The following is a 21,545-nucleotide window of genomic DNA, read 5'->3' on the forward strand; positions in this document are numbered from 1 at the left end:
AAAATCCTCCCCCAAACGGCCTCGCATTTGTTCCATGACAGACGAATTATCGATCCGCGTCGAACGGTCCTTCACCGCGATTTCCCCGGAGAGCTGGTCCAGGCTTTCCGGGACATCCAAGGAAGGCAAGACGCTCGCCTACAATCCCTTCCTGTCGCACGCCTTCCTCTCGTCAGTCGAGGAGTCAGGCTCGGCCACGGCGCAAACCGGTTGGCTCGGCCATCATCTTCTGTTGGAGACGGACAAGGGTGAGCTGATCGGCGCCCTGCCCGGCTACCTGAAAAACCACAGCCGGGGCGAATACGTCTTCGACCACGGCTGGGCGGATGCCTTCGAGCGGGCCGGCGGGAGCTATTACCCGAAATTGCAATGCTCGATCCCCTTCACACCCGCGACCGGCCCCCGGCTGCTCGTTGCCGAGGGTTTGGAGCGCCGTCCGATCCAGAATGCCATCGCAGAGAGTATGAAAGAGGTCGTCCGCCAGCTCGGCGTCTCGTCGGCCCATATCACCTTCGTGCCGGAAGACGAGATTTCCGTGTTCGAGAGCGACGGCTATCTGCACCGGACCGACCAGCAATTCCATTTCATCAACGAAGGCTATGCCAACCACGAGGAATTCCTCGAAACCCTCGCTTCGCGTAAGCGCAAGGCGCTGCGGAAGGAGCGCCGGACCGCGCTCGAAAACGGCATCACCATAGACTGGTTGACCGGCAGCGATCTTACCGAACGCATCTGGGACCAGTTCTTCGCCTTCTACATGGATACGGGCGGCCGCAAGTGGGGAAGGCCCTATCTCACCCGCGAATTCTATTCGCTGATCGGCGAGCGCATGCCGGAAGACATCCTGCTCGTCATGGCCAGGCATAATGGCCGCTATGTCGCAGGCGCGATCAATTTCATTGGCGGCGACACGCTTTACGGACGCCATTGGGGCTGCATTGAAGACCACCCCTACCTGCATTTCGAGGTCTGCTATCATCAGGCGATCGATTTCGCACTTGCCAGGGGCCTCAAGCGAGTCGAGGCGGGCGCACAGGGCGAGCACAAGCTTGCGCGTGGCTACCTGCCGGTGACAACGCATTCGGCGCACTATGTCGCCCATGCGGGCCTGCGGCGTGCGATTGCCGATTACCTCCAACACGAGCGCGAGGACGTAGAGCACATGAACGAGATCCTCTCCGAGCACAGCCCCTTCCGCAAAGGCGAGCGGCAGCAGGAGGATTGACGTCCGCGCCTTTGCCGCGCTACCCGAGCACCGGAAAACGAGGAGATTTCGAGATGAGCAGCGCCGCTTACGATGACAACAATATCTTTGCCAAGATTCTTCGTGGCGAGATCCCGTCGCATCGCGTCTACGAGGACGAGCACACGGTCGCCTTCATGGATGTCATGCCGCAGGCCCCGGGCCATGTGCTCGTCGTTCCCAAAGCAGCATCACGCAACATTCTCGATGCCAACCCGGCCACGATTTCGCATGCCATCACCGTCGTGCAGAAAATCGCAAACGCCGTGAAGGACGCCTTCGACGCGGATGGCGTCCTTGTCATCCAGTTCAATGAGCCGGCGGCCGGCCAGACCGTGTTTCATCTCCACTTCCACGTCATCCCCCGCCACGACGGCATTCCGCTGAAGCCGCATTCCGGCAAGATGGAGGATGGCGACGTGCTTGCCGCGAACGCCGAGAAGATCAAAGGCGAGCTGGGGAGCTGAAGGGCTCGCAGCAGCGCTCAGCTGCACGTCCTCCCTCATTCCTTCAAAAGTTTGAGAAGCAATAAAAAAGGCCGCATCGCTGCAGCCTTTTTTCAATTCACCTGCCGGTGACGACTACTTCTTGCGCGGTACCTTCGGCACCGTGCTGCCCTTCCTCGTCGCGCTCCTGACCTCGGCCTCGGCTTGCGCCCTTGCCTTCCTGGCCGGAGCCTTCTTCGCCTTTGCCTTCGTCTTCAGCTCGCCGTCATCATCGCCGTCTGCTTCGGGATGAACGGTTTCGGCCTCCCGCTTCGGCTTGATCGGCGCGGTTTCCGGAATGGCTTCCAGAACGATGCCGGGCTTGCCGTCTTCCTTCGGGCCGACCTTGACGTTGACGACGCCACCCTTCTTCAGCTTGCCGAAGAGGATTTCGTTCGCCAGCGGCTTCTTGATGACTTCTTGGATCAAGCGGGCGAGCGGGCGCGCGCCCATCTTGTCGTCGTAACCCTTTTCCGCCAGCCAGTCGATCGCGTCTTCCTGCAGATCGAAGGTGACATTGCGTTCCGACAGCTGCGCTTCGAGCTGCATGATGAACTTCTGCACGACCTTGTGGATCACCGCCGTCGGAAGCGCCGCGAACGGGATAATCGCGTCGAGACGGTTGCGGAACTCGGGCGTGAAGAGGCGGTTCAGCGCTTCCTCATCCTCGCCGGTGCGCTTGGACGAACCGAAGCCGATCGCAGCCTTGGCCATTTCCGACGCGCCCGCATTGGTCGTCATGATCAGGATGACGTTGCGGAAGTCGATCTTCTTGCCGTTATGATCCGTTAGAGCGCCATGGTCCATGACCTGCAGCAGGATATTGTAGATATCCGGATGCGCCTTCTCGATTTCGTCGAGCAGAACCACGCAATGCGGATGCTGGTCGACGCCATCGGTCAGGAGGCCGCCCTGGTCGAAGCCGACGTAGCCGGGAGGTGCACCGAGCAGACGGGAAACCGTGTGCCGCTCCATGTATTCCGACATGTCGAAGCGCAACAGCTCGACACCCAGCGAAGAGGCAAGCTGCTTGGCGACTTCCGTCTTGCCGACGCCGGTTGGGCCGGAAAAGACGTAAGCGCCGATCGGCTTGTTCGGCTCGCGCAGACCCGCCCGCGCCAGCTTGATCGAGGTCGAAAGGGCTTCGATCGCCGTGTCCTGGCCATAGACCACCGAGCGCAGTTCCTGCTCGAGATTGGCAAGGACGGCTTCGTCATCCTTCGACACGGTCTTCGGCGGAATGCGAGCCATGGTCGCAACCGTCGCCTCGATCTCCTTTTCGGTGATCAGCTTGCGGCGCTTGGACGGCGGCAGCAGCATTTGCGCAGCACCCGTTTCATCGATGACGTCGATCGCCTTGTCCGGCAGCTTGCGGTCCGAAATGTAGCGGGCCGAAAGCTCGACGGCAGTCTTGATGGCGTCGTTCGAATAACGCAGGTGGTGGTACTCTTCGAAATAAGGTTTCAGGCCCTTCATGATTTCGATCGCATCGTCGATCGACGGCTCGTTGACGTCGATCTTCTGGAAGCGGCGGACGAGAGCGCGGTCCTTCTCGAAGAACTGGCGGTATTCCTTGTAGGTGGTCGAGCCGATGCAACGGATCGCGCCGTTGGAAAGCGCAGGCTTCAGCAAGTTCGACGCATCCATTGCGCCGCCCGAGGTCGCGCCGGCGCCGATCACCGTATGGATTTCATCGATGAACAGCACGGCACCCGGATATTCTTCCAGCTCCTTGACGACCTGCTTCAGACGCTCTTCGAAATCGCCGCGGTAACGCGTGCCGGCAAGCAGCGTGCCCATGTCGAGCGAGAAGATGGTGGCGTCAGCGAGCGCTTCCGGCACCTTGCCTTCGACGATGCGCTTGGCGAGGCCTTCGGCGATCGCGGTCTTGCCGACGCCAGGATCGCCCACGTAGAGCGGGTTGTTCTTGGAACGGCGGCAAAGAACCTGGATGGTACGGCTGACTTCCGCGTTGCGGCCGATCAACGGATCGATCTTGCCGCTCTTGGCCTTCTCGTTGAGATTGACGCAATAGGCTTTCAGCGCGTCCTGCTGCTTCTTGGCACCAGTTTCCTCTTCACCGCCGCGCGATGCGCTCGGCTTGCTGTCGGGCTCGCCGTCTTCGGCCCCGCGTGGGCTGCGGACTTCCGAAGAGCCGGGACGCTTCCCGATACCGTGAGAGATATAGTTGACGGCGTCGTAGCGGGTCATTTCCTGCTCCTGCAGGAAATAGGCAGCATGGCTTTCGCGCTCGGCAAATATCGCGACGAGGACGTTGGCCCCGGTCACCTCTTCGCGTCCCGACGACTGCACGTGGATCACCGCTCGCTGGATGACGCGCTGGAAGCCGGAGGTCGGCTTGGAATCCTCGTCATATCCCGTGACCAGATTGGAAAGCTCGTTGTCGACGTACTCGATCAGCGTCTTGCGTAATGCATCGAGGTCGACATTGCATGCACCCATGACAGCTGCCGCATCGGCATCGTCGATCAAGGCGAGCAGCAGATGTTCGAGCGTCGCATATTCATGGTGCCGCTCGTTGGCAAAGGTCAGTGCCTGATGGAGCGCCTTCTCAAGACTAGGCGAAAATGTTGGCACGTTTAGATCCTCACTTCTTTTCCATGACGCATTGCAGCGGATGCTGGTGCTGGCGGGCGAAATCCATCACCTGACTCACCTTCGTCTCCGCTACCTCGTATGTAAATATTCCGCATTCGCCGACGCCGTGGTTATGGACATGGAGCATAATGCGGGTGGCACTTTCACGATCCTTTTGAAAAAAACGCTCCAGAATGTGGATGACGAATTCCATCGGAGTGTAGTCATCGTTCAGAATGAGTACGCGATAGAGATTGGGCTTCTTGGTCTTCGGCTTGGTACGTGTGATGACCGAGGTTCCGCGATTTCCGTTGTCCCCGTTCCTTTCGCTATCGTTCTGCATCCGGATCGGCTTTACGATCATGTTCATTCATTCCTCGATCAGTCCGATGGTGCATGGGAGGCTGCTTTACCCACCGGATATCTGAAACACTAACTTAGTTCATAATGCATCGATTTTAAGCCCCTTGTTTCCGACTGCAATCACAATTCCGCAGGACCGGACGCAAAGACTAAAAAAGTCCCGCGTGGCTTCTTCCGAGGTTTGAGGAAACAAAAAAGACCGGCAACAGATGCGTTGCCGGTCTCCATTTTTCAAGGGGATGCGTTATTCGCGCCCTCGATCTTATGCGGCTGCGGGCGCTACCTGAGCTGCAGCTTTCGGCGCCCTGGCCGGCGGAGCGGCGAGCGGCGCTTCATAGGGCTTGTAGGCGCCCTTGGCGAGATCGGCATACATTTCGCCCATCTTCGTCGCCTCGGCGATGAAATTCTCATAGGACGACTTGATGTAGCCGGTCTGGAGTTCGAAGACGGCTTCGAAGCTGCGGGCGCCCGACAGCGTCTCGAAGTGATTGACTGCGTCCTGGAAAGACTTCTTGGAAAAATCAGCCGCTTCGGTGGCAATCGCCTGGAAGCCCTTGGTGGTGTCGGAATAGCTCTTCAGAACCGTATCCATGGCTTCCTTGCTCTTGCGGCTGGTTTCGTCAAAGTTGAACATGCCCATCCTCCATGTGTTGCTGGCTGGGAAACGTTAGCTGCACCGCATATATAGTCAAGCATTTTTTGTGCATTGCACAACCACTGGAGATTGCAGCCGTGGTTGCCGGCGCGCTGTGAGGAACGAGACGCGCACCTGCCTAGTTGATTTCAAAGATATATATCAGTCAGCCACAACCTGAGGCTTCACCAAATATAATCACGAAGCCTTCATTCTCGCGCTTTGCGCCGATCGGCGCATCAATCCATCAGATCGGCCGGAACCTTGCCGCCATTTTCGGACAGCCTCTTCATCAGCGCCTTGTGAAGAAACATGTTCATTTTGGCGGAATCGCTTGTGTCGCCTGAATATCCGAGCTCCGCCGCAAGCTCCTTGCGTTCGGACATGCTTGCATCCATGCCGACTGCCTTCATCAAGTCGACGATCGAGCGGCGCCAATCCAGCTTCTGACCGCTCTTCTTGACCGCAGCGTCGAGAATAGGAGCAATATCGATAGGGGCCGCCGAGGCCGCAGGAGCCGGCGACGCTGTTGAGGATGCTGTGGATGGCGCAGCAGAGGGTGAGGCCGGCGTTGGCGCGGGCTGCGCTTTCGGTGCTGCCCCTGCCTCCTTCACCGGCGCAGCTTGCGCCTCGCCGAAAATCGCATTCTTGATCTTATCGAAAATACCCATGTCCTATCCTCCAATTTAGCCTGGTCGCATTCGCAGAAGCTAAAATGGGGCGGAGGACGAACTCATCCAGCTTGGGCTGTGAGATTGTTGCTGCGGCTGGCACAGCATGCCAACGGATGGGATGGCTCCGTCAGGCAGGCAAGCCGCAGGAATGCGGCTCGCTGTGTTTGATCATCAGAGATCGACGTCGAGGATCGCCATCGAGAAGTTATAGGAGCGATCGCCATCTTCGTCGTCGAGATAGACGACACCCAGGAACTCTTCGCCGAGATAAACTTCCGCGGAATCGTCCTTGCGCGGACGCGCCTTCACGACCATCTGCGGGTTGAGCGTGCGTTTGAAATAGGCGTCGAGCTTCTTGAGTTCTTCAGGCTTCACACTTGATCTCCTAGCGGGTTTGGTTGGCCGCTTCTCGCACAGGAAAAGCAACGCTGTAAAGGCTGCGGCGGCGCTTGCGCGCTTGCTTCCCCATCAGATCCGCAGGCTTTTCTGCGTTCAGATATCGGCGCCTATCACCTGATCCATGATCCGCGACGGCTCCGAACACCCGGCTTCTCCGACGACCTTCGCCGGCACGCCTGCAACTGTCGTCTTTGGCGGAACGGGCTGCAGCACGACCGAGCCGGCGGCTACGCGTGAGCAATAGCCGATCTGGATATTGCCGAGAATCTTCGCACCTGCGCCGATGAGGACGCCGCTGCCGATCTTCGGGTGACGGTCCGCACCTTCCTTGCCCGTGCCGCCGAGCGTGACCCCATGCAGGATCGAGACGTTGTCGCCGATCACCGCCGTTTCACCGACGACGAGGCCGGTCGCATGATCCAGGAAGATGCCTTTGCCGATACGCGCTGCGGGATTGATGTCCGTCTGGAAGACGCTGGACGACCGGCTCTGCAGATAGAGCGCGAGATCGCGGCGCCCCTGATTGAGCAGCCAGTGCGCCAGGCGATGCGTCTGCAGCGCATGGAATCCCTTGAAATACAGCACCGCTTCCATGAAGCGCAGGCATGCCGGATCGCGGTCGTAAACGGCCTGGATATCGACGCGCAGAATGTCGCTCCATTCCGGCCAGTCCTCGAGCATTCGATCGAAGACTTGCCGCAGAAGAGTGGCCTGCATGTCGGGATGGTCGAGGCGTTCGCAGATGCGATGGATGACGCATTCTTCCAGCGAACGGTGATTGATCACCGTCGAATAGAGGAAAGCCGCCAGCACTGGATCCTTCTCCGCAGCCACGCGCGCTTCCTCGCGCAGGCTGTCCCAGATCGGATCCATGACCTTCAGCGGGCTCGATGCTTCAAAAGGACGAGCGTCTGTCTTCGCGACCATTCCAGGTCTCCTCGTTTCCGTCGGAATGACATTATATAGGGTAAAACGCCTCTAACATAAATGGGTGCGGGAACCATGCGTTTTTAGGATGTTTTTTCGGTGACCGCGACCATTTGAGGCAGATTGTCACCGCCCGGCGACCTCCTCGTAGAACTCCAGAACGGCCTTCTTGAACACTTTATCACCGACCGCAAGCATATGATCGCGGCCCGGAATGTCGAGCGCCCGGGCATGCGGCATAAGCGCTGCCAGTTTCTCTGGAGCACCGGCAATATCGTCCTTGGTTCCAACGCCGATCAAGGTCGGCGCCTCGATCTTGCCCATGTCGGCACGCGACACGAGGTCGCGCGATCCCTGGATGCAGGATGCCAGTGCCACCCGGTCGCTTTTCGTCTGATCGGCAAACGCGCGGAACATGCGCCCGCGGGCATGCGTGACGTCGTCGAGCGAGGGTGCGAGCAGCGCATCCGCAATCGGATCCCAGTCGCCCACGCCGTCCGTCATCCCGATGCCGAGGCCGCCAAGCACGAGCGAGCGGACGCGATCCGGATGGGCGAGTGCCGTGAAGACGGATATCCGCGCCCCCATCGAATAGCCCATGACATTGGCTTCCGGAATGCCGAGATGATCGAGCAGCCCCACGGCATCTTCCGCCATGATCCACGGCCGGTACGCTTCTAAATCGTGAGGTTTGTCGCTCGCGCCATGGCCGCGATTGTCGATTGCGATCACCCGGTAGCCCGCATCGCCCAGTGTCTTCAGCCAGCCGGGATGCACCCAGTTGACGTTGGCGTTCGACGCGAAACCGTGGATGAGCAGCACCGGCGGGCCGCTCGGATCGCCTTCGTCGAAGAAGGCGAGTCTCAGGCCGTCACGGATAAAGCTGGAAAATACAGGCGTATTCAAATTCATAAGGGCCGTCCTTTTTTGGCCGGACCATATTTTATCGAAGGGCAGACGTGAACCCTCGCCGCGCCAAAAAACCATGCGCCGTGCAACGCTTTTGGCTCTACACATTTGCGGCAAGGGATTATAAGGTCCGGGCACATTTCAAAGCTTCGGAGACAGACATGGCCGGCCACAGCATTCCCCACTTCCAGAACGACGGCGGACACGGCGTGATCGAAGTCGGCGTGAAGGAATTCATGTGCACCGGTGCATCGGCTCCGTTCGACCATCCGCATATCTTCATCGACATGGGCGACGACAACGAGAAGGTTTGCTCCTATTGCTCGACGCTCTACCGCTTCAATAGCGCGCTGAAGCCGTCCCAGACGAACCCTCCCGGCTGCGTCTTCCACGTCAAGGCAGCCTAATTCCGCTCATCCGGATCGGACCAAGTATGCCGGTCAGACATGCCGCCATCGTCGGCGCCGGAATTGCGGGCCTTACCGCCGCTCTGGCGCTCGCCAAACGCGGCATCAGCTCCGATATTTTCGAGCAGGCCGATGTACTTGCCGAGGCGGGCGCCGGCCTGCAGATCTCGCCGAACGCCGCGCGCATCCTTGGCGAGCTCGGCGTGCTGGCGGATATCGAAAAAGTCTGGCTCGAGCCGCAATCCATCCGTCTTGTCTCCGGGCACACGCTTCGCCCGCTGGCTTCCGTTCCCGCAGGCGATTTCGCCCGCAGCCGCTGGGGTGCGCCCTATGGCGTCCTGCACCGCGCGACGCTGCAAAAAGTGCTGATCGCAGCCGTCACGGCAAATCCCCTCTGCACCCTTCGTCTCGGGAGCGGAATCGAGCCCGGAGCAATCCCGCAGACCGGCCGCAAGCCGGAGGTTATCGTCGGCGCCGACGGCGTGTGGTCGAAGCTGCGGCAGGCAATCGAGGCAAGCCCCTCGCCCCGCTTTTCCGGCCACATCGCCTATCGCTTTACGATCGCCGGCAGTTCCGCGCCGGCTTTCCTCGATCGTTCGAGTGTTTCGGCATTCCTTAGCTCCTCGGCCCACCTTGTGTGCTACCCGCTGAAGGAGACGGCCAATTTCAACCTCGTCGCCATCACGGCCGGCAACGCCGCACCGCAGGATTGGCGAAACGAGCCGACGGACCAGCAGTCGAAGCAGCTCCGCTCGCGGCTTTCGGGATGGCATCCCGACATCAAGTCCCTGCTCGGGGACGTTCAAATGACCTTCTGGCCGCTTTACGAGACGACAGCGGGCCGCTGGCAGAACGGAAAAGATACCGTCCTCATCGGCGATGCCGCTCACGCCATGATGCCGTTTGCGGCGCAGGGTGCAGCTATGGCGATGGAAGACGCCTACGAGCTGGCAGCCCTGCTTGCCGCGCATGAGCCCGCCGAAGCTCTGGCACGGTTCGAACGGCAAAGGGCGCCGCGGATCGCTCAAGTCCGCAAGCGCGGCGCCTTCAACCGCTTTGCCTACCACGCAAGCGGACCGATCCGCCTCGGCCGTGATCTCGTGCTTTCGCTGAAACCGCCGCAAAGTCTCGCGGCGGATCTCGACTGGATCTACGGCTACCGTCCGATCGGCTGATCAGACCTCGTTCGCCGCCGCAAGGCCGCGTTCGATGTCGGCCTTGATGTCGGCCACGTCTTCCAGTCCGATCTGCAGCCGGATGACAGGCCCTTCCGTCGGTGCCTTGCAGATGCGGCGGTCGTTGAGGTTGACGTGCACCGCCAGGCTCTCGAAACCGCCCCAGGAATATCCCAGGCCGAATATCTGCAGCGCATCGAGGAAGGCATGTGCCTTCGGCTTGAATTTCTCTGGGCTGTCTGCGGCAAGCACGAACGAGAAGATGCCGCTTGCGCCCTTGAAATCGCGCTTCCACAGCTCGTGCGATGGGAAGCTTGGCAGCGCCGGATGCAGCACTTTGGCGACGTCTTCCCTGCCCGCAAGCCACTTTGCGATATCAAGTGCGCTTTCATAGTGGCGCTCGAGGCGGATGCCCATCGTGCGAAGTCCGCGGAGGATCTGATAGGCGTCATCAGGCGCACCGCAAATGCCGAGCGCGCCGTTCGCCTCCTTAAGCTGCTCCCAGTGCTTGGCATTGGCCGAAACCGTGCCCATCAGAATGTCGGAATGCCCGGACGGATATTTGGTCGCGGCGTGCATGGAAATATCGACGCCGAAGTCGAGCGGCCGGAAGTAGACCGGCGTCGCCCAGGTGTTGTCCAGGGCAACGATCGCGCCGTGCTTGTGAGCGATCGCCGCAATTGCCGGAACGTCCTGCATTTCGAACGTGTTGGAACCCGGCGCCTCCAGGTGCACCAGCTTCGTGTTTGGTTTGAACAACTGCTCGATTCCGACGCCGATCGCCGGATCGTAATATTCCACCTCGACGCCGAGGCGTGTCAGCATCGTGTCGCAGAAATGCCGAGTCGGCTGATAGACCGAATCGACGATCAGGGCATGATCGCCGGAGGCGAGGAATCCCAGCAACGGCACCGTGACAGCTGCAAGACCCGACGGTACCAGGATTGTCCCTGCTGCTCCCTCAAGCTCATTGATCGCTTCGCACAGCGCGTCCGTCGTCGGTGTCCCACGCGTGCCGTAGGTGTATTTCTGGGACCGTTTCTCCATCGTCTTGGCGTTCGGAAACAGTACTGTTGAGGCGTGGACGACCGGAGGATTGACGAAGCCGTGGTAGTCCAAAGGATCGTTACCGACATGCGTGAGGCGGGTATTGATTCCGGCATTCTGCAGCAAGCTGTCTTTATCTTTCATAATCTCGAATAGCCTTCTGGCGGAGGGTGCAAAGCCCAACTTTTGGACCCGCCCAGCAAGCCGGTCAACCCCGCACGAAGCCATACGAGGAACTATGTGTGCCCTTACGTGCGAGATATATCAGTGAATTTTCGAGATATTTTTCCGCAGAGTCCTGCCCATTTCTTGCCCTGATGCCTATTGCGGCGGCGCATTCGGTCAAAATGCTAATTTCTGCCCCAATTATATGCCGCGACACTTGACCGGGGTGACATTTGCGACTGTGATAGAAACACTCGCGCCGGGAGGGTGTCGAGAATTGGGGGACGCATGGCCTGCTTCGGCTGTCTCTTCAACAAAAACATAAGACAACAGATAAAAGGTTGGGAAAAAATGAACATTAAGCTCCTGTCCGCCGCCGTCGGCGCAGCAGTTTTCGCCCTTGGCGCCTCGGCTGCCTCGGCGACTACTCTTGGGGACGTGAAGGCAAAAGGTTTCATCCAGTGCGGCGTCAACTCGGGGCTTCCGGGCTTCGCGCAGCCTGATGCGTCCGGCAACTGGGCCGGTTTCGATGTTGATTTCTGCAAGGCCGTCGCTTCAGCCGTCTTCGGCGACCCGACCAAGGTCAAGTACACGCCTCTCTCCGCGAAAGACCGTTTCCCGGCCCTGCAGTCCGGCGAAGTTGACCTCCTCTCGCGCAATACGACCTGGACGATCAACCGCGATACCGCTCTCGGCTTCAACTTCCGCCCGGTCACCTATTACGACGGTCAGGGCTTCATGGTTCGCAAGAGCCTCAACGTGAAATCGGCACTCGAGCTTTCCGGCGCTGCCGTCTGTGTTCAGGCGGGCACGACCACCGAGCTCAACCTCGCCGACTACTTCAAGGCCAACAACCTTCAGTACAATCCGGTCGTTTTCGAAAAGCTGGAAGAAGTCGGCGCCGCATACGAAGCCGGCCGCTGCGACGTCTACACGACCGACCAGTCGCAGCTCTACTCGGTGCGCCTGACACTGAAGAATCCTGACGAGCACGTGATCCTTCCGGAAATCATCTCCAAGGAGCCGCTCGGCCCCGCCGTTCGTCAGGGTGACGACCAGTGGTTCGATATTGTTTCCTGGACGGCCTTCGCGCTGGTCAACGCTGAAGAATTCGGCATCACCCAGGCGAACGTCGATGAGATGAAGAACTCGCCGAACCCGGATATCAAGCGCTTCCTGGGCACCGAAGCCGACACCAAGATCGGCACCGACCTCGGCCTGACCAACGACTGGGCCTACAACGTCATCAAGGGTATCGGTAACTACAGCGAAGTCTTCGAACGCAACATCGGTCAGGGCAGCCCGCTCAAGATCGCGCGCGGCCTGAACGCGCTCTGGAACAAGGGCGGCATCCAGTACGCTCCGCCGGTTCGCTGACATCTGGCTCGATACAAGAACCGGAAAGGCGGGTAACCGCCTTTCCCTGATCCAAGAAAAAAGCCCGAAAAGGGCATATAGGGGAAATGGCTCGGCATGACGCAAGAGGCCTTGCATTCGACACCTTTGCCTAAGACCGGATCGACTCTACGGTCGGCCCTCTACGATCCCAGAATCAGGGGGATCTTTTTCCAGGTTCTGACCGTTCTCGTCCTCGTCGGAGGGATCTGGTGGATCGTCGATAACACGATCGCGAATCTCGCACGCAGCAATACGGCCTCCGGCTTCGCCTTCCTCAGGGGACGTGCGGGCTTCGAGGTCGGACAGTCGCTTATTTCGTACTCCAGCGATTCGACTTACGCCCGCGCACTGGTCGTGGGCATCCTGAACACCATATTGGTTGCCGTAACGGGCATCATCACCGCCACCATCATCGGCTTCATCGTCGGTATCGGGCGCCTGTCGCACAACTGGCTCATCGCCAAGCTGTGCACGGTCTATGTTGAGGTGTTTCGCAATATTCCGCCGCTGCTCGTCATCTTCTTCTGGTATTCCGGCGTTCTCGCCGTGCTGCCGCAGCCGCGCGAATCCGTCCATCTGCCGTTCAGCATGTTCCTGAACAATCGCGGCCTCGCCTTCCCGAAGCCTATTTTCGAACCGGGCATGTGGGTGGTTCTGATCGCCTTGATCGTTGGCGTCATCGCCGCCATCGCCACCACGCGTTGGGCGCATAAGCGCCAGGCAGCGACGGGCCAGCCGTTCCATACCATCCTGGCATCGATCGCATTGATCCTCGGCCTGCCCGTCCTCGCCTTCCTGGTGACCGGCGTGCCGGTCACCTTCGATGTTCCGGTCGCCGGCAAATTCAACCTCACGGGCGGTTCGGTGGTCGGCCCGGAATTCATGTCGCTCTACCTGGCGCTATCCTTCTACACGGCAGCCTTCATCGCCGAGATCGTCCGCGCCGGTATCCGCGGCGTGGCGAAGGGCCAGTCCGAGGCGGCCAGCGCGCTCGGGCTGCATCCGTCCTCCGTGACCCGCCTGGTCGTCGTGCCGCAGGCTTTCCGCATCATCATTCCGCCGCTGACGAGCCAGTATCTGAACCTGACGAAGAATTCGTCGCTCGCGATTGCGATCGGCTTCGCGGACCTTGTCTCCGTCGGCGGAACCACGCTGAACCAGACTGGGCAGGCCATCGAAATCGTGCTGATCTGGATCGCCGTCTATCTCGGCCTCAGCATTCTCACGTCGCTGTTCATGAACTGGTTCAACGCCAAGATGGCACTGGTGGAGAGATAAGATGTCGGTTTCCAACACATCCTTCGTCAGAACGGCCATACTGGCGCCTGAACCGCCACCGCCCGGCGAACGCGGTGCGTACGCGTGGCTGCGCCGCAACCTCCTCGCTACACCGAAGGACGCCGTGCTGACGGTGCTCGCCATTGCGGCGCTCGCCTGGGCCCTCCCGCACATGGTCGACTGGCTCTTCATCCAGGCCGTCTGGACCGGTCCGGACCGCACGTTCTGCGCAACGGCGGTTCAGGGTGGCATCCAGCCCGATGGCTGGAGCGGCGCCTGCTGGGCCTTCGTCAATGCGAAGTTCGATCAGTTCGTTTTCGGCCGCTATCCTCTCGACGAGCGCTGGCGTCCGACAATAGTCGGCATCCTCTTCGTCCTCCTGCTGGTGCCGATGCTGATCCCGTCGGTGCCGCGCAAGGGCCTGAACGCGATTCTGCTTTTTGCAGTGCTGCCGATCTTTTCGTTCTTCATGCTCTATGGCGGCTTTGGCCTGGAAGTCGTCGAGACGCCGCTCTGGGGCGGTCTGCTCGTGACGCTGGTCGTGTCCTTCGTCGGCATGGCGGTCTCGCTGCCGGTCGGCATCTTGCTGGCGCTCGGGCGGCGTTCGAACATGCCGGTCGTGAAAATGGTCTGCATTATTTTCATCGAAGTGATTCGCGGCATCCCGCTGATCACCGTTCTGTTCATGGCAAGCGTCATGCTGCCGCTCTTCCTGCCGGCAGGCTGGACGGTGGACAAGCTGCTGCGCGCGGTGATCGGTGTATCGATATTCGCCTCCGCCTACATGGCCGAAGTCATTCGCGGCGGGCTGCAGGCCATTCCGAAGGGTCAGTACGAGGGTGCGGATTCACTCGGCTTCGGCTACTGGCAGAAAATGCGGCTTATCGTTCTGCCGCAGGCGATCAAGCTCGTCATCCCGGGCATCGTCAATACGTTCATCGGCATGTTCAAGGACACATCGCTCGTTTCGATCATCAGCATGTTCGATCTGCTCGGCATCGTCCGCCTGAACTTTGCCGACACCAACTGGGCAAGCTCCGTAACGCCGATGACCGGCCTTATCTTCGCCGGTTTCGTGTTCTGGATTTTCTGCTTCGGCATGTCGCGCTATTCCGTGTTCATGGAACGCTACCTCGACACCGGCCACAAACGATAAGAATGAAGGGAATAACTATGGCTGAACCCAAGAAAATGACCATTTCCGCTACGGATGTGGCCATCGACATCCTCAACATGAACAAGTGGTACGGCGATTTTCACGTGCTGCGCGACATCAACCTGAAAGTCATGCGCGGCGAGCGCATCGTCATCGCCGGGCCGTCCGGCTCCGGCAAGTCGACGATGATCCGCTGCATCAATCGCCTGGAAGAGCACCAGAAGGGTCACATCATCGTCGATGGCACGGAACTCACCAACGATCTGAAGAAGATCGATGAGGTCCGCCGCGAAGTCGGGATGGTGTTCCAGCACTTCAATCTGTTCCCGCACCTGACGATCCTTGAGAATTGCACGCTTGCGCCGATCTGGGTGCGCAAGATGCCGAAGAAGCAGGCCGAAGAGATCGCCATGCACTTCCTCAAGCGCGTCAAGATCCCGGAGCAGGCGAATAAATATCCGGGCCAGCTCTCCGGCGGCCAGCAGCAGCGCGTGGCGATTGCCCGCTCGCTTTGCATGAACCCGAAGATCATGCTGTTCGACGAGCCGACCTCGGCGCTCGATCCGGAAATGATCAAGGAAGTTCTTGATACGATGGTGGGCCTTGCCGAAGAAGGCATGACCATGCTCTGCGTGACCCACGAAATGGGCTTTGCCCGCCAGGTCGCAAACCGCGTCATCTTCATGGACCAGGGCCAGATCGTCGAGCAGAATTCACCCGCCGAATTCTTCGACAATCCGCAGCACGAGCGCACCAAGCTCTTCCTCAGCCAGATCCTGCACTAGGAAAGAGCAACGTTTTCAAGAAAGCCGCTGGAGCGATCCGGCGGCTTTTCTTGCTTTGGCGGAAGCCAAGCCACGCAACATTTTGCAGAGTCCAGCACCGAAGCCGGCACAAATCCGGCCGGCCTGTCCCGGAAGCGAACACTTTTTCGTTACGCATGGCCGGTTGGCAAACCGCAATGTGCCCGGCCCATAGAAAAAACGCTGCGAAATCTTAATTCTAGACGATGCGATGCCGATGAGGGAGCACCTCCGATGAAAGTCACACTTGCCGCAGTTCTTCTTGCGAGCGCAATAACTGCGGGGTGCACCGCACGCGTCATCTCCGGCCCAGGCCTGGAACCCATCCCCGGCAGCATCACCTATAACGGCCAGCCTCGCACGAAACTGACGAAATCCCCCGTCGGCTCGGCTTTCCCGCACACATTTTACGATGGAAGCCGCATTGTCGAGGAGACATACATCATTCGGCCCGACCGCAGCCTGATGATCTCAAGGCGTGTCTACCGTTCGATATTTAGAGACAACGACCACCGTTAGGAGATGGCTTCGAAAGCGCAGAATATCGCTCAACCGGCCCCTCCATCCTGTCAAATGACATCATGCAACCAGCTGCGTTAACTGTTGATTAAGCATTAGCTTGATTAAGCAAAAACTTATGCAATGCTCAGGGCCGCAAACGAGGCTTGAAACCGGGGTGGACAGTAATGGAAATTCAAGGCGCTCAGCATGCAAACGGCGGATCACAGCAACCTCTCAACTGCCGAACGGAGGTCGAAGCCGCCATGTTTGAAATGGTAAAGCAGTTGCAGCAGCACGGCTGGGAACCGGCCGAGGTGGCGCTTGCGCTGGCGGACGCTGCCGATGACTACGTGATGCTGCTTGCCAGCAAGAAAGCCGGCAGTCACTGAAGGGTTCACTTCCCCACATAGCAGCACAGCCAAGCCGGTATCGGTTTGGCTGTGCTTTCGTGTGGGTGGTTGGAAAGCTCCTATTTGCCAACGACGCAAGCGACCGGCCTCAGGCTGCGTCCATCGCCTGCTTCCCCGCCTCTTCTGAAGGCCGATAGACTTGAAATCTGTTCTTGCCGGCCGTCTTGGCTTTATAGAGAGCGCTGTCGGCCTTGATGAAAAGGTCCGTGGGCGCTGAAGCGTCAAGAAGTGCAACGCCCACTGACGCGCCGATATGCATCCGAATCCCGTCCTTCTCGACGGCCCAGCCAAGGCATTGGACGATCGCTTCGGCAAGATCGGAGACAGCATCGACACTGCGCTGGCCACTGACAAGGACGGCGAATTCGTCACCGCCGATGCGCGCAACAAGGTCTGCTCCCTGGCATATCATCAACAGTCTCTCTGCTGCCTCCTTGAGGCAGTCGTCGCCGGCCTGGTGACCGAAAGTGTCGTTGACGCCCTTGAAGCCGTCGAGATCGATGAGGAGAAGCGCGGCTGGGCGGGCGTCGCTTGGCTGCGGCGGCGATAAGCGCTGTAAGGCAGACTGAAACTGCGCGCGATTGGGCAATCCCGTGAGCATATCGAACTCTGCCAGATAGCGGATCTGGTCGAACATCATCTTTTCGGCGGTGATGTCCAGCTTCATGCCAAAAATGCGGACAGGAACATCGTCCTCGCACTCGACAGTCGCGGTGATGCGGATCCAACGCCTGCTGCCCTTGGCTGTCAGTATCTCGGCATCCATGCTGAACCCGCTGCGCTGCTCGATCGCCTCGGTCCGGAGCCTTGTCAGTTCCTCAAGAGAGTCCGTCGAGTAGAATTTCACAATCTCGGCACGATCGAGTTCAGTGCCGGGCGCCAGGTCGAAAAGATCGTAAACCATATCGGTCCACACCAAGCCATTGTCCGGCAGGCTGCATTCCCAGACGCCGATCCTAGCAGCTTCAGACGACCGGTCGAAGATCTTCCGGCTGTGTGCAAGGGCGGCCGCCTGCTCCTTCAACTGCCGCTCCTTCTCGGCCAGAGCGAGTTCGAGGCTTTTTACGGCGGCGTCACTCCGCCTGGCGACAAACAGCGGCAGGCTCTCAGCGAGCCTGAAGATAATGGAGAAGGGCTTCATGCCTGACCCAGCGTTATACGGCAGTTCGTATAGTTGCGCACAAGGTTTTAAGATTCTGTTTTCACTTAAGATCATTAGCATCTTCTGCAACAGAAGAGCTGCACCGGCTGGGAATTGCCATTGCGTCGAATGGCTTACGGCTCGAAATCCCGAATGACTCGAGCAATAATAAGCTCCGTTTCACGAGCGGACATCCGAATACCTGCGAAAGCAAAGCCGATTCGACGCTGAACGACACGTCCGGATTTCTTGAAAGATTGGCGACCCCTGCAGTTCTGCGAGGGTCGGGGAAAATCAACTACTTATAAACAGGTGGGACCAAACACCGGCCCATTGATATAATTGACGAATTGAAAATCGCAGGTCTTACCCTTCGATCACGTAAATCGTCGCGTCATCCTGCTTGTCACGGAACCCCTTGTATGACGCATGCCGCAGCTTTTCGTCGTGCGTCCAGGCGCGGTATTCAATCTCGGCTATCAGCTTTGGCCGCACGTAAACGGCATTCCGTTTCTTCCGGCCGGTGTCGACCACCGCTCTCGGGATCGCGATCTTGTCCAGCTGCTCCCGGAGCTCGATCGCGGTACGCTCATTGAAGCCGGTCCCGACCCCACCCACGTAGACGAGCTTGCTCCCTTTCAATGCTGCTAGGAGTAGGCGCCCAATGCCTCCGAACGCGACCGACGACCTCTCATAGCCGACAATGACGAAGCTATCGCTCTGGGTGCATTTGACCTTTACCCAGTCGCCCAGGCGTCCCGATCGGTAGGTGCTGTGCCGGTTCTTGGCGATGATGCCTTCGAGGCCATTTTCGCTTGCGACCGCAAGGAGCTTGTCGCCGTCGGCGTCGATCTCCTCCGATAGCAGGATGGTGCCTTCCCCGCCGGCCGGGATCAAACCCTCCAGTAGATGCCGCCGCGCCATCAGGTCCATACCGGTCAGATCGTGCCCGTCGAAGTAGAGAATGTCGAAAGCCACAAACATCGCATCGAAGGAATTCTGTTTGCCACCCCGGCCGCCAAGCGATTGCTGCAGCCGTCCGAAGTCAGACCGGCCTTGCTCGTCGTAGACGACCGCCTCGCCGTCGAGGATCGCCGTAGCTACGCCGAGCTGCTTTGCCGCATCCTCGATCGCCGGAAAGCGATGAGTCCAGTCATGGCCGCCACGTGTGAGGATGCGCACGCCTTTGGGCTCGATGTGCACAGCCAGGCGGTATCCGTCCCATTTGATCTCGTAAACCCAATCCGGACCTGTCGGCACCTTGGGCTTCAGCAGCGCAAGGCAGGGCTCGATGCGATCCGGCATGGGGTCGAGGGGAAGGTTCGGCTGTGCGGGATCGCGGTGCTTGCGCGGCCGGGATCGAACCGGTGCATCGGTTTTGCGGAGGAGCGGCTTAGATTTCGGCGGCTTGTCCATGCCAGCACTCTATCAGGAATTCCTTGCCAATCAGTAGGAATCAGCCATCATCGGTGTATGAGCGATATCTCAAGGCCGTTCGTTACCGACGACGATCCCGATAGGCACATCCGCTGCCAAGATGCCTTGCAGTTCGCTTTCCGCGATCTGATCACCGCGGCGGTGGCCGCTGGTTGGAATGAGCGTGAAGCAATCGCGGCAGTTGGAGAGCTGGCGGACAATTACATGCTGGCGCTTGCCGCCAACGACGAGACGGCCATCCTTCTCGACCTTCTCAAGAAGATGTCTTGACTCTCCCTCCTTTGAGAACACAATCAGAACATACCGCATCCCGATATCTGAACAGTTTTGGGAATGGAGAACGGTTATGCCCCGGCAGCCGAAAGAAGAAGAATTCGGGCAAGGAACTTATTGGACCCCGCCTTGCGAAGCAACGATCACCGATGCGCACCCCCGGTTGATTGCTGCGTTGAAGGGGGGCGCGGATATCGAGCAAATGCACCTTTTTGTAGTGGGAGCCTATGATATGGGTTCCGGAGCGCCGATTGGTCAGTTGGAAGTCGCTGTGGATTGCCAACGTGGGCTGTCTTGCGGGGCTTTCCGATCAATCATCAATGGGGAAGATATATCGTGCAACCCCGCGTGGTTTGCTTGTGATGACGGTCCCGACAGCGCGATTCAGATGGTCCTAAACACCGCCAGGGCCGAAGGGCTCGTTCTCTGATGCAGCCAGCCCACCGAACGACAGCCCCGATATCATCGAAGAGATCGATCCCGATCCTGAGCCGACGCTGATCTGAACCGGCCGCATAGGTGCCTTCGCAGACGCATGCATGTGCATCATAGGATGACGGCAAGGAGGCCACGACCCAGACGGTGAGTCAAGTCGTGGCCTCCTTTTGCCCTGGAGGGGGCTACGAGGAGCGCTACCCCAGTAACCAAAACGCTTCCTCGTCATTCGAAACTTAGGCTGTTCGATGTGACCGTGTAGTGGACCAAGGTCCAAGGGCTCCAACTCAGCTCCTTCGCTATCCTTTATCCTTGCCTCAAAAAGCATTATTGCCGATTGACTCCGTCGACAAATGCGAACAATTAGAGAACAGACGAGCGGCCGTCTTTCTGAAAATCAGGGCACTGGAAACCTGTGACGAGGAGACGAGGACGCATGGCCGAAACGATCGGCGAAGCAATGGATGCCGGTTGGGACCTTAAGGCCCGATGTGCATGGGGAAAGCATGAGGGTCTAAAGACCGTTCGAGCCTGCAGTTGGAATCAGGATCTGGATATCGTCACCCTGGTTGCTACGCGAGGCCGGGATTTCCCGCTGTCGATGCTGTCGGAGCGGCTGCGCTGCCCGGTATGCGGCAGCCGGAGGGTGGCGGTGATGTTCATGCCGGCAGCGAAGCCGCCGCGAGCTATGACGATGAAACGGGAAAACCGGTGGTAGCCCATGGCAAGGGAACGAAAGCCAGAGCGGATTGGGCCTGGGGAGAAGCTCGGCGATATCATGAGCTGGGAGATTTTGTTCGCCATCTGCAAGTGTGAGCACTATGCCGAAGTCAATATCCGGACGCTCAGACTGAAATGTGGAGGCGATGCCGTCCTGCGCAGGCTTGAACCCAAGCTGCGATGCAAGAAGTGTAGCGAGGCGGGGAAGTCTGGATTTTTCGTGATGAAGATGCGGAGGTAAGGAAATGCTTAGCGATGCTCATACATCGGCGGCTGGCGCCAACATCCACGAGAACCATCTGTGCGACCATGAGGACTCCGCCGGCATCCGCTGCACGGAATGGGGCTGCTACGGCTTCGAGGAGAGCAAGGCAATCACGCTCTGGTATTGCCGGAAGCATCAGCCGTTGAATTATCGCGGGCTGCCTCCGCATCGCTCTAATAGGTGACCGTCTCTAAATCGGGATCGACGACGGCGTGTGTCCCATTCTCAAAGCGAGAACCAGCGCGGTCATAGCGAGGACCAAACTGACAACGTAAAGGGCAACGTGGACAGAACTTTTGGACATTGCCGAAAGATAGTAGCGATGCTGGAAATTACAGGAGCGGCAGTTTGTCGCTCGCTCCATGGGGGATGCATTGATAACCGAACTGCTGGTATGCGCGTCCATGATTGCCGTGGACGGCGATACGGTGAAATGCCTGCCGAGCGGGCAGAATATGCGATTGCTGGGAGAAGGTGTTCCATTCGTCTCGGGCATCGATACGCCGGAGATCGGATCGCACGCGAAGTGCGTCAAGGAATGGAAGCTGGCGTGAGCGTATGTCACCGCCGGGAAGAAAGCCAGTAAGTGACCAGAGCACCCCCAAAACCCAATGCGATAAAGCCGATGAAAACGATGTATCGAAACCAGTCAGGCATGCTGAAATCCATCTTTGAAATGGAGGCAGTTTAAAACTGCTGGTC

At 59.0% G+C, this 21,545-nt stretch carries 23 protein-coding genes and 1 pseudogene; 14 read left to right on the forward strand and 10 right to left on the reverse strand.

Annotated elements, in window-relative coordinates; genetic code table 11:
- The first annotated feature begins 34 nt into the window (after window positions 1-34).
- Together HGP14_RS26295 and HGP14_RS26300 are read left to right on the forward strand one after the other, a co-directional pair.
- Window positions 35-1,225, forward strand: a complete 1,191-nt coding sequence (locus HGP14_RS26295) for a GNAT family N-acetyltransferase (RefSeq protein WP_168832816.1) — start codon at window positions 35-37, stop codon at window positions 1,223-1,225.
- A 53-nt stretch (window positions 1,226-1,278) separates the two neighbouring features.
- On the forward strand, window positions 1,279-1,710 hold the full coding sequence (locus HGP14_RS26300; RefSeq protein WP_168832817.1) for an HIT family protein: 432 nt from the start codon (window positions 1,279-1,281) through the stop codon (window positions 1,708-1,710).
- Between the two features lie 114 nt (window positions 1,711-1,824).
- Here HGP14_RS26300 and clpA read toward each other — a convergent pair whose 3' ends face one another.
- From clpA to HGP14_RS26335, 7 genes are all read right to left on the reverse strand, one after another.
- Window positions 1,825-4,326: an ATP-dependent Clp protease ATP-binding subunit ClpA gene (gene clpA, locus HGP14_RS26305; RefSeq protein WP_168832818.1), complete on the reverse strand. Its 2,502-nt coding sequence runs from the start codon at window positions 4,324-4,326 to the stop codon at window positions 1,825-1,827.
- Window positions 4,327-4,336: 10 nt separating this feature from the next.
- Window positions 4,337-4,690: an ATP-dependent Clp protease adapter ClpS gene (gene clpS, locus HGP14_RS26310; protein ID WP_168832853.1), complete on the reverse strand. Its 354-nt coding sequence runs from the start codon at window positions 4,688-4,690 to the stop codon at window positions 4,337-4,339.
- A 261-nt stretch (window positions 4,691-4,951) separates the two neighbouring features.
- Window positions 4,952-5,323, reverse strand: coding sequence for a phasin family protein (locus HGP14_RS26315; protein WP_168832819.1), 372 nt, complete (start codon window positions 5,321-5,323; stop codon window positions 4,952-4,954).
- Window positions 5,324-5,562: 239 nt separating this feature from the next.
- Window positions 5,563-5,994 (reverse strand): DUF3597 domain-containing protein, encoded by a 432-nt coding sequence (locus tag HGP14_RS26320; protein WP_168832820.1) that lies wholly within the window; start codon window positions 5,992-5,994, stop codon window positions 5,563-5,565.
- 174 nt (window positions 5,995-6,168) lie between these two features.
- On the reverse strand, window positions 6,169-6,372 hold the full coding sequence (locus tag HGP14_RS26325; protein ID WP_168832821.1) for a DUF3126 family protein: 204 nt from the start codon (window positions 6,370-6,372) through the stop codon (window positions 6,169-6,171).
- Window positions 6,373-6,489: 117 nt separating this feature from the next.
- Window positions 6,490-7,323: a serine O-acetyltransferase gene (gene cysE, locus HGP14_RS26330; RefSeq protein WP_168832822.1), complete on the reverse strand. Its 834-nt coding sequence runs from the start codon at window positions 7,321-7,323 to the stop codon at window positions 6,490-6,492.
- 126 nt (window positions 7,324-7,449) lie between these two features.
- Complete coding sequence (locus tag HGP14_RS26335) at window positions 7,450-8,235, reverse strand: alpha/beta fold hydrolase (protein ID WP_168832823.1); 786 nt, start codon at window positions 8,233-8,235, stop codon at window positions 7,450-7,452.
- Window positions 8,236-8,393: 158 nt separating this feature from the next.
- Between HGP14_RS26335 and HGP14_RS26340 the strand changes: the two genes are divergently transcribed.
- Window positions 8,394-8,639 carry a zinc-finger domain-containing protein gene (locus HGP14_RS26340; RefSeq protein WP_168832824.1) on the forward strand — a complete coding sequence of 82 codons (246 nt, stop codon included), beginning with the start codon at window positions 8,394-8,396 and terminating at the stop codon, window positions 8,637-8,639.
- Window positions 8,640-8,665: 26 nt separating this feature from the next.
- Window positions 8,666-9,814, forward strand: coding sequence for an FAD-dependent monooxygenase (locus HGP14_RS26345; protein ID WP_168832825.1), 1,149 nt, complete (start codon window positions 8,666-8,668; stop codon window positions 9,812-9,814).
- On the opposite strand, the gene HGP14_RS26350 is transcribed toward HGP14_RS26345, so the two are convergent.
- Entirely contained in the window at window positions 9,815-11,005 is a 1,191-nt protein-coding gene (locus HGP14_RS26350; protein ID WP_168832826.1) for a cystathionine beta-lyase, read from the reverse strand.
- Between the two features lie 372 nt (window positions 11,006-11,377).
- Between HGP14_RS26350 and HGP14_RS26355 the strand changes: the two genes are divergently transcribed.
- From HGP14_RS26355 to HGP14_RS36740, 6 genes are all read left to right on the forward strand, one after another.
- The gene (locus HGP14_RS26355; RefSeq protein WP_168832827.1) at window positions 11,378-12,403 is read left to right on the forward strand and encodes an amino acid ABC transporter substrate-binding protein; all 1,026 of its coding nucleotides are present in this window, start codon (window positions 11,378-11,380) and stop codon (window positions 12,401-12,403) included.
- 96 nt (window positions 12,404-12,499) lie between these two features.
- Window positions 12,500-13,702, forward strand: coding sequence for an amino acid ABC transporter permease (locus HGP14_RS26360; RefSeq protein ID WP_168832828.1), 1,203 nt, complete (start codon window positions 12,500-12,502; stop codon window positions 13,700-13,702).
- A gap of 1 nt (window position 13,703) precedes the next feature.
- Complete coding sequence (locus HGP14_RS26365) at window positions 13,704-14,858, forward strand: amino acid ABC transporter permease (RefSeq protein ID WP_168832829.1); 1,155 nt, start codon at window positions 13,704-13,706, stop codon at window positions 14,856-14,858.
- Between the two features lie 17 nt (window positions 14,859-14,875).
- Window positions 14,876-15,643 carry an amino acid ABC transporter ATP-binding protein gene (locus HGP14_RS26370; protein ID WP_168832830.1) on the forward strand — a complete coding sequence of 256 codons (768 nt, stop codon included), beginning with the start codon at window positions 14,876-14,878 and terminating at the stop codon, window positions 15,641-15,643.
- A gap of 252 nt (window positions 15,644-15,895) precedes the next feature.
- On the forward strand, window positions 15,896-16,180 hold the full coding sequence (locus HGP14_RS26375; RefSeq protein WP_168832831.1) for a hypothetical protein: 285 nt from the start codon (window positions 15,896-15,898) through the stop codon (window positions 16,178-16,180).
- Window positions 16,181-16,425: 245 nt separating this feature from the next.
- Window positions 16,426-16,551, forward strand: coding sequence for a hypothetical protein (locus HGP14_RS36740; protein ID WP_409527104.1), 126 nt, complete (start codon window positions 16,426-16,428; stop codon window positions 16,549-16,551).
- A 109-nt stretch (window positions 16,552-16,660) separates the two neighbouring features.
- On the opposite strand, the gene HGP14_RS26385 is transcribed toward HGP14_RS36740, so the two are convergent.
- Window positions 16,661-17,713, reverse strand: a complete 1,053-nt coding sequence (locus tag HGP14_RS26385) for a sensor domain-containing diguanylate cyclase (protein WP_168832833.1) — start codon at window positions 17,711-17,713, stop codon at window positions 16,661-16,663.
- Window positions 17,714-18,079: 366 nt separating this feature from the next.
- Window positions 18,080-19,129, reverse strand: coding sequence for a non-homologous end-joining DNA ligase (ligD, locus tag HGP14_RS26390; protein WP_168832834.1), 1,050 nt, complete (start codon window positions 19,127-19,129; stop codon window positions 18,080-18,082).
- Window positions 19,130-19,186: 57 nt separating this feature from the next.
- On the opposite strand from ligD, the gene HGP14_RS26395 reads away from it, so the two are divergent.
- From HGP14_RS26395 to HGP14_RS26410, 4 genes and pseudogenes are all read left to right on the forward strand, one after another.
- On the forward strand, window positions 19,187-19,420 hold the full coding sequence (locus HGP14_RS26395; RefSeq protein ID WP_168832835.1) for a hypothetical protein: 234 nt from the start codon (window positions 19,187-19,189) through the stop codon (window positions 19,418-19,420).
- 874 nt (window positions 19,421-20,294) lie between these two features.
- On the forward strand, window positions 20,295-20,576 hold the full coding sequence (locus HGP14_RS26400; RefSeq protein ID WP_168832708.1) for a hypothetical protein: 282 nt from the start codon (window positions 20,295-20,297) through the stop codon (window positions 20,574-20,576).
- 247 nt (window positions 20,577-20,823) lie between these two features.
- Window positions 20,824-21,027, forward strand: coding sequence for a hypothetical protein (locus tag HGP14_RS26405; RefSeq protein ID WP_168832836.1), 204 nt, complete (start codon window positions 20,824-20,826; stop codon window positions 21,025-21,027).
- A 178-nt stretch (window positions 21,028-21,205) separates the two neighbouring features.
- Window positions 21,206-21,394 (forward strand): annotated as a pseudogene (locus HGP14_RS26410) (thermonuclease family protein); the annotation flags it as partial.
- Between the last annotated feature and the right edge of the window lie 151 nt (window positions 21,395-21,545).

Source organism: Rhizobium sp. P32RR-XVIII, assembly GCF_012641395.1.
Classification (GTDB): Bacteria; Pseudomonadota; Alphaproteobacteria; order Rhizobiales; family Rhizobiaceae; genus Rhizobium.

Coding starts and splice junctions, on each gene's coding strand:
- HGP14_RS26295 (WP_168832816.1), top strand. CDS start 35: ATGACAGACGAATTATCGATCCGCGTCGAACGGTCCTTCACCGCGATT.
- HGP14_RS26300 (WP_168832817.1), top strand. CDS start 1,279: ATGAGCAGCGCCGCTTACGATGACAACAATATCTTTGCCAAGATTCTT.
- clpS (WP_168832853.1), bottom strand. CDS start 4,690: ATGATCGTAAAGCCGATCCGGATGCAGAACGATAGCGAAAGGAACGGG.
- HGP14_RS26315 (WP_168832819.1), bottom strand. CDS start 5,323: ATGTTCAACTTTGACGAAACCAGCCGCAAGAGCAAGGAAGCCATGGAT.
- HGP14_RS26320 (WP_168832820.1), bottom strand. CDS start 5,994: ATGGGTATTTTCGATAAGATCAAGAATGCGATTTTCGGCGAGGCGCAA.
- cysE (WP_168832822.1), bottom strand. CDS start 7,323: ATGGTCGCGAAGACAGACGCTCGTCCTTTTGAAGCATCGAGCCCGCTG.
- HGP14_RS26335 (WP_168832823.1), bottom strand. CDS start 8,235: ATGAATTTGAATACGCCTGTATTTTCCAGCTTTATCCGTGACGGCCTG.
- HGP14_RS26340 (WP_168832824.1), top strand. CDS start 8,394: ATGGCCGGCCACAGCATTCCCCACTTCCAGAACGACGGCGGACACGGC.
- HGP14_RS26345 (WP_168832825.1), top strand. CDS start 8,666: ATGCCGGTCAGACATGCCGCCATCGTCGGCGCCGGAATTGCGGGCCTT.
- HGP14_RS26350 (WP_168832826.1), bottom strand. CDS start 11,005: ATGAAAGATAAAGACAGCTTGCTGCAGAATGCCGGAATCAATACCCGC.
- HGP14_RS26355 (WP_168832827.1), top strand. CDS start 11,378: ATGAACATTAAGCTCCTGTCCGCCGCCGTCGGCGCAGCAGTTTTCGCC.
- HGP14_RS26360 (WP_168832828.1), top strand. CDS start 12,500: ATGACGCAAGAGGCCTTGCATTCGACACCTTTGCCTAAGACCGGATCG.
- HGP14_RS26365 (WP_168832829.1), top strand. CDS start 13,704: ATGTCGGTTTCCAACACATCCTTCGTCAGAACGGCCATACTGGCGCCT.
- HGP14_RS26370 (WP_168832830.1), top strand. CDS start 14,876: ATGGCTGAACCCAAGAAAATGACCATTTCCGCTACGGATGTGGCCATC.
- HGP14_RS26375 (WP_168832831.1), top strand. CDS start 15,896: ATGAAAGTCACACTTGCCGCAGTTCTTCTTGCGAGCGCAATAACTGCG.
- HGP14_RS36740 (WP_409527104.1), top strand. CDS start 16,426: ATGTTTGAAATGGTAAAGCAGTTGCAGCAGCACGGCTGGGAACCGGCC.
- HGP14_RS26385 (WP_168832833.1), bottom strand. CDS start 17,713: ATGAAGCCCTTCTCCATTATCTTCAGGCTCGCTGAGAGCCTGCCGCTG.
- ligD (WP_168832834.1), bottom strand. CDS start 19,129: ATGGACAAGCCGCCGAAATCTAAGCCGCTCCTCCGCAAAACCGATGCA.
- HGP14_RS26395 (WP_168832835.1), top strand. CDS start 19,187: ATGAGCGATATCTCAAGGCCGTTCGTTACCGACGACGATCCCGATAGG.
- HGP14_RS26400 (WP_168832708.1), top strand. CDS start 20,295: ATGGCCGAAACGATCGGCGAAGCAATGGATGCCGGTTGGGACCTTAAG.
- HGP14_RS26405 (WP_168832836.1), top strand. CDS start 20,824: ATGCTTAGCGATGCTCATACATCGGCGGCTGGCGCCAACATCCACGAG.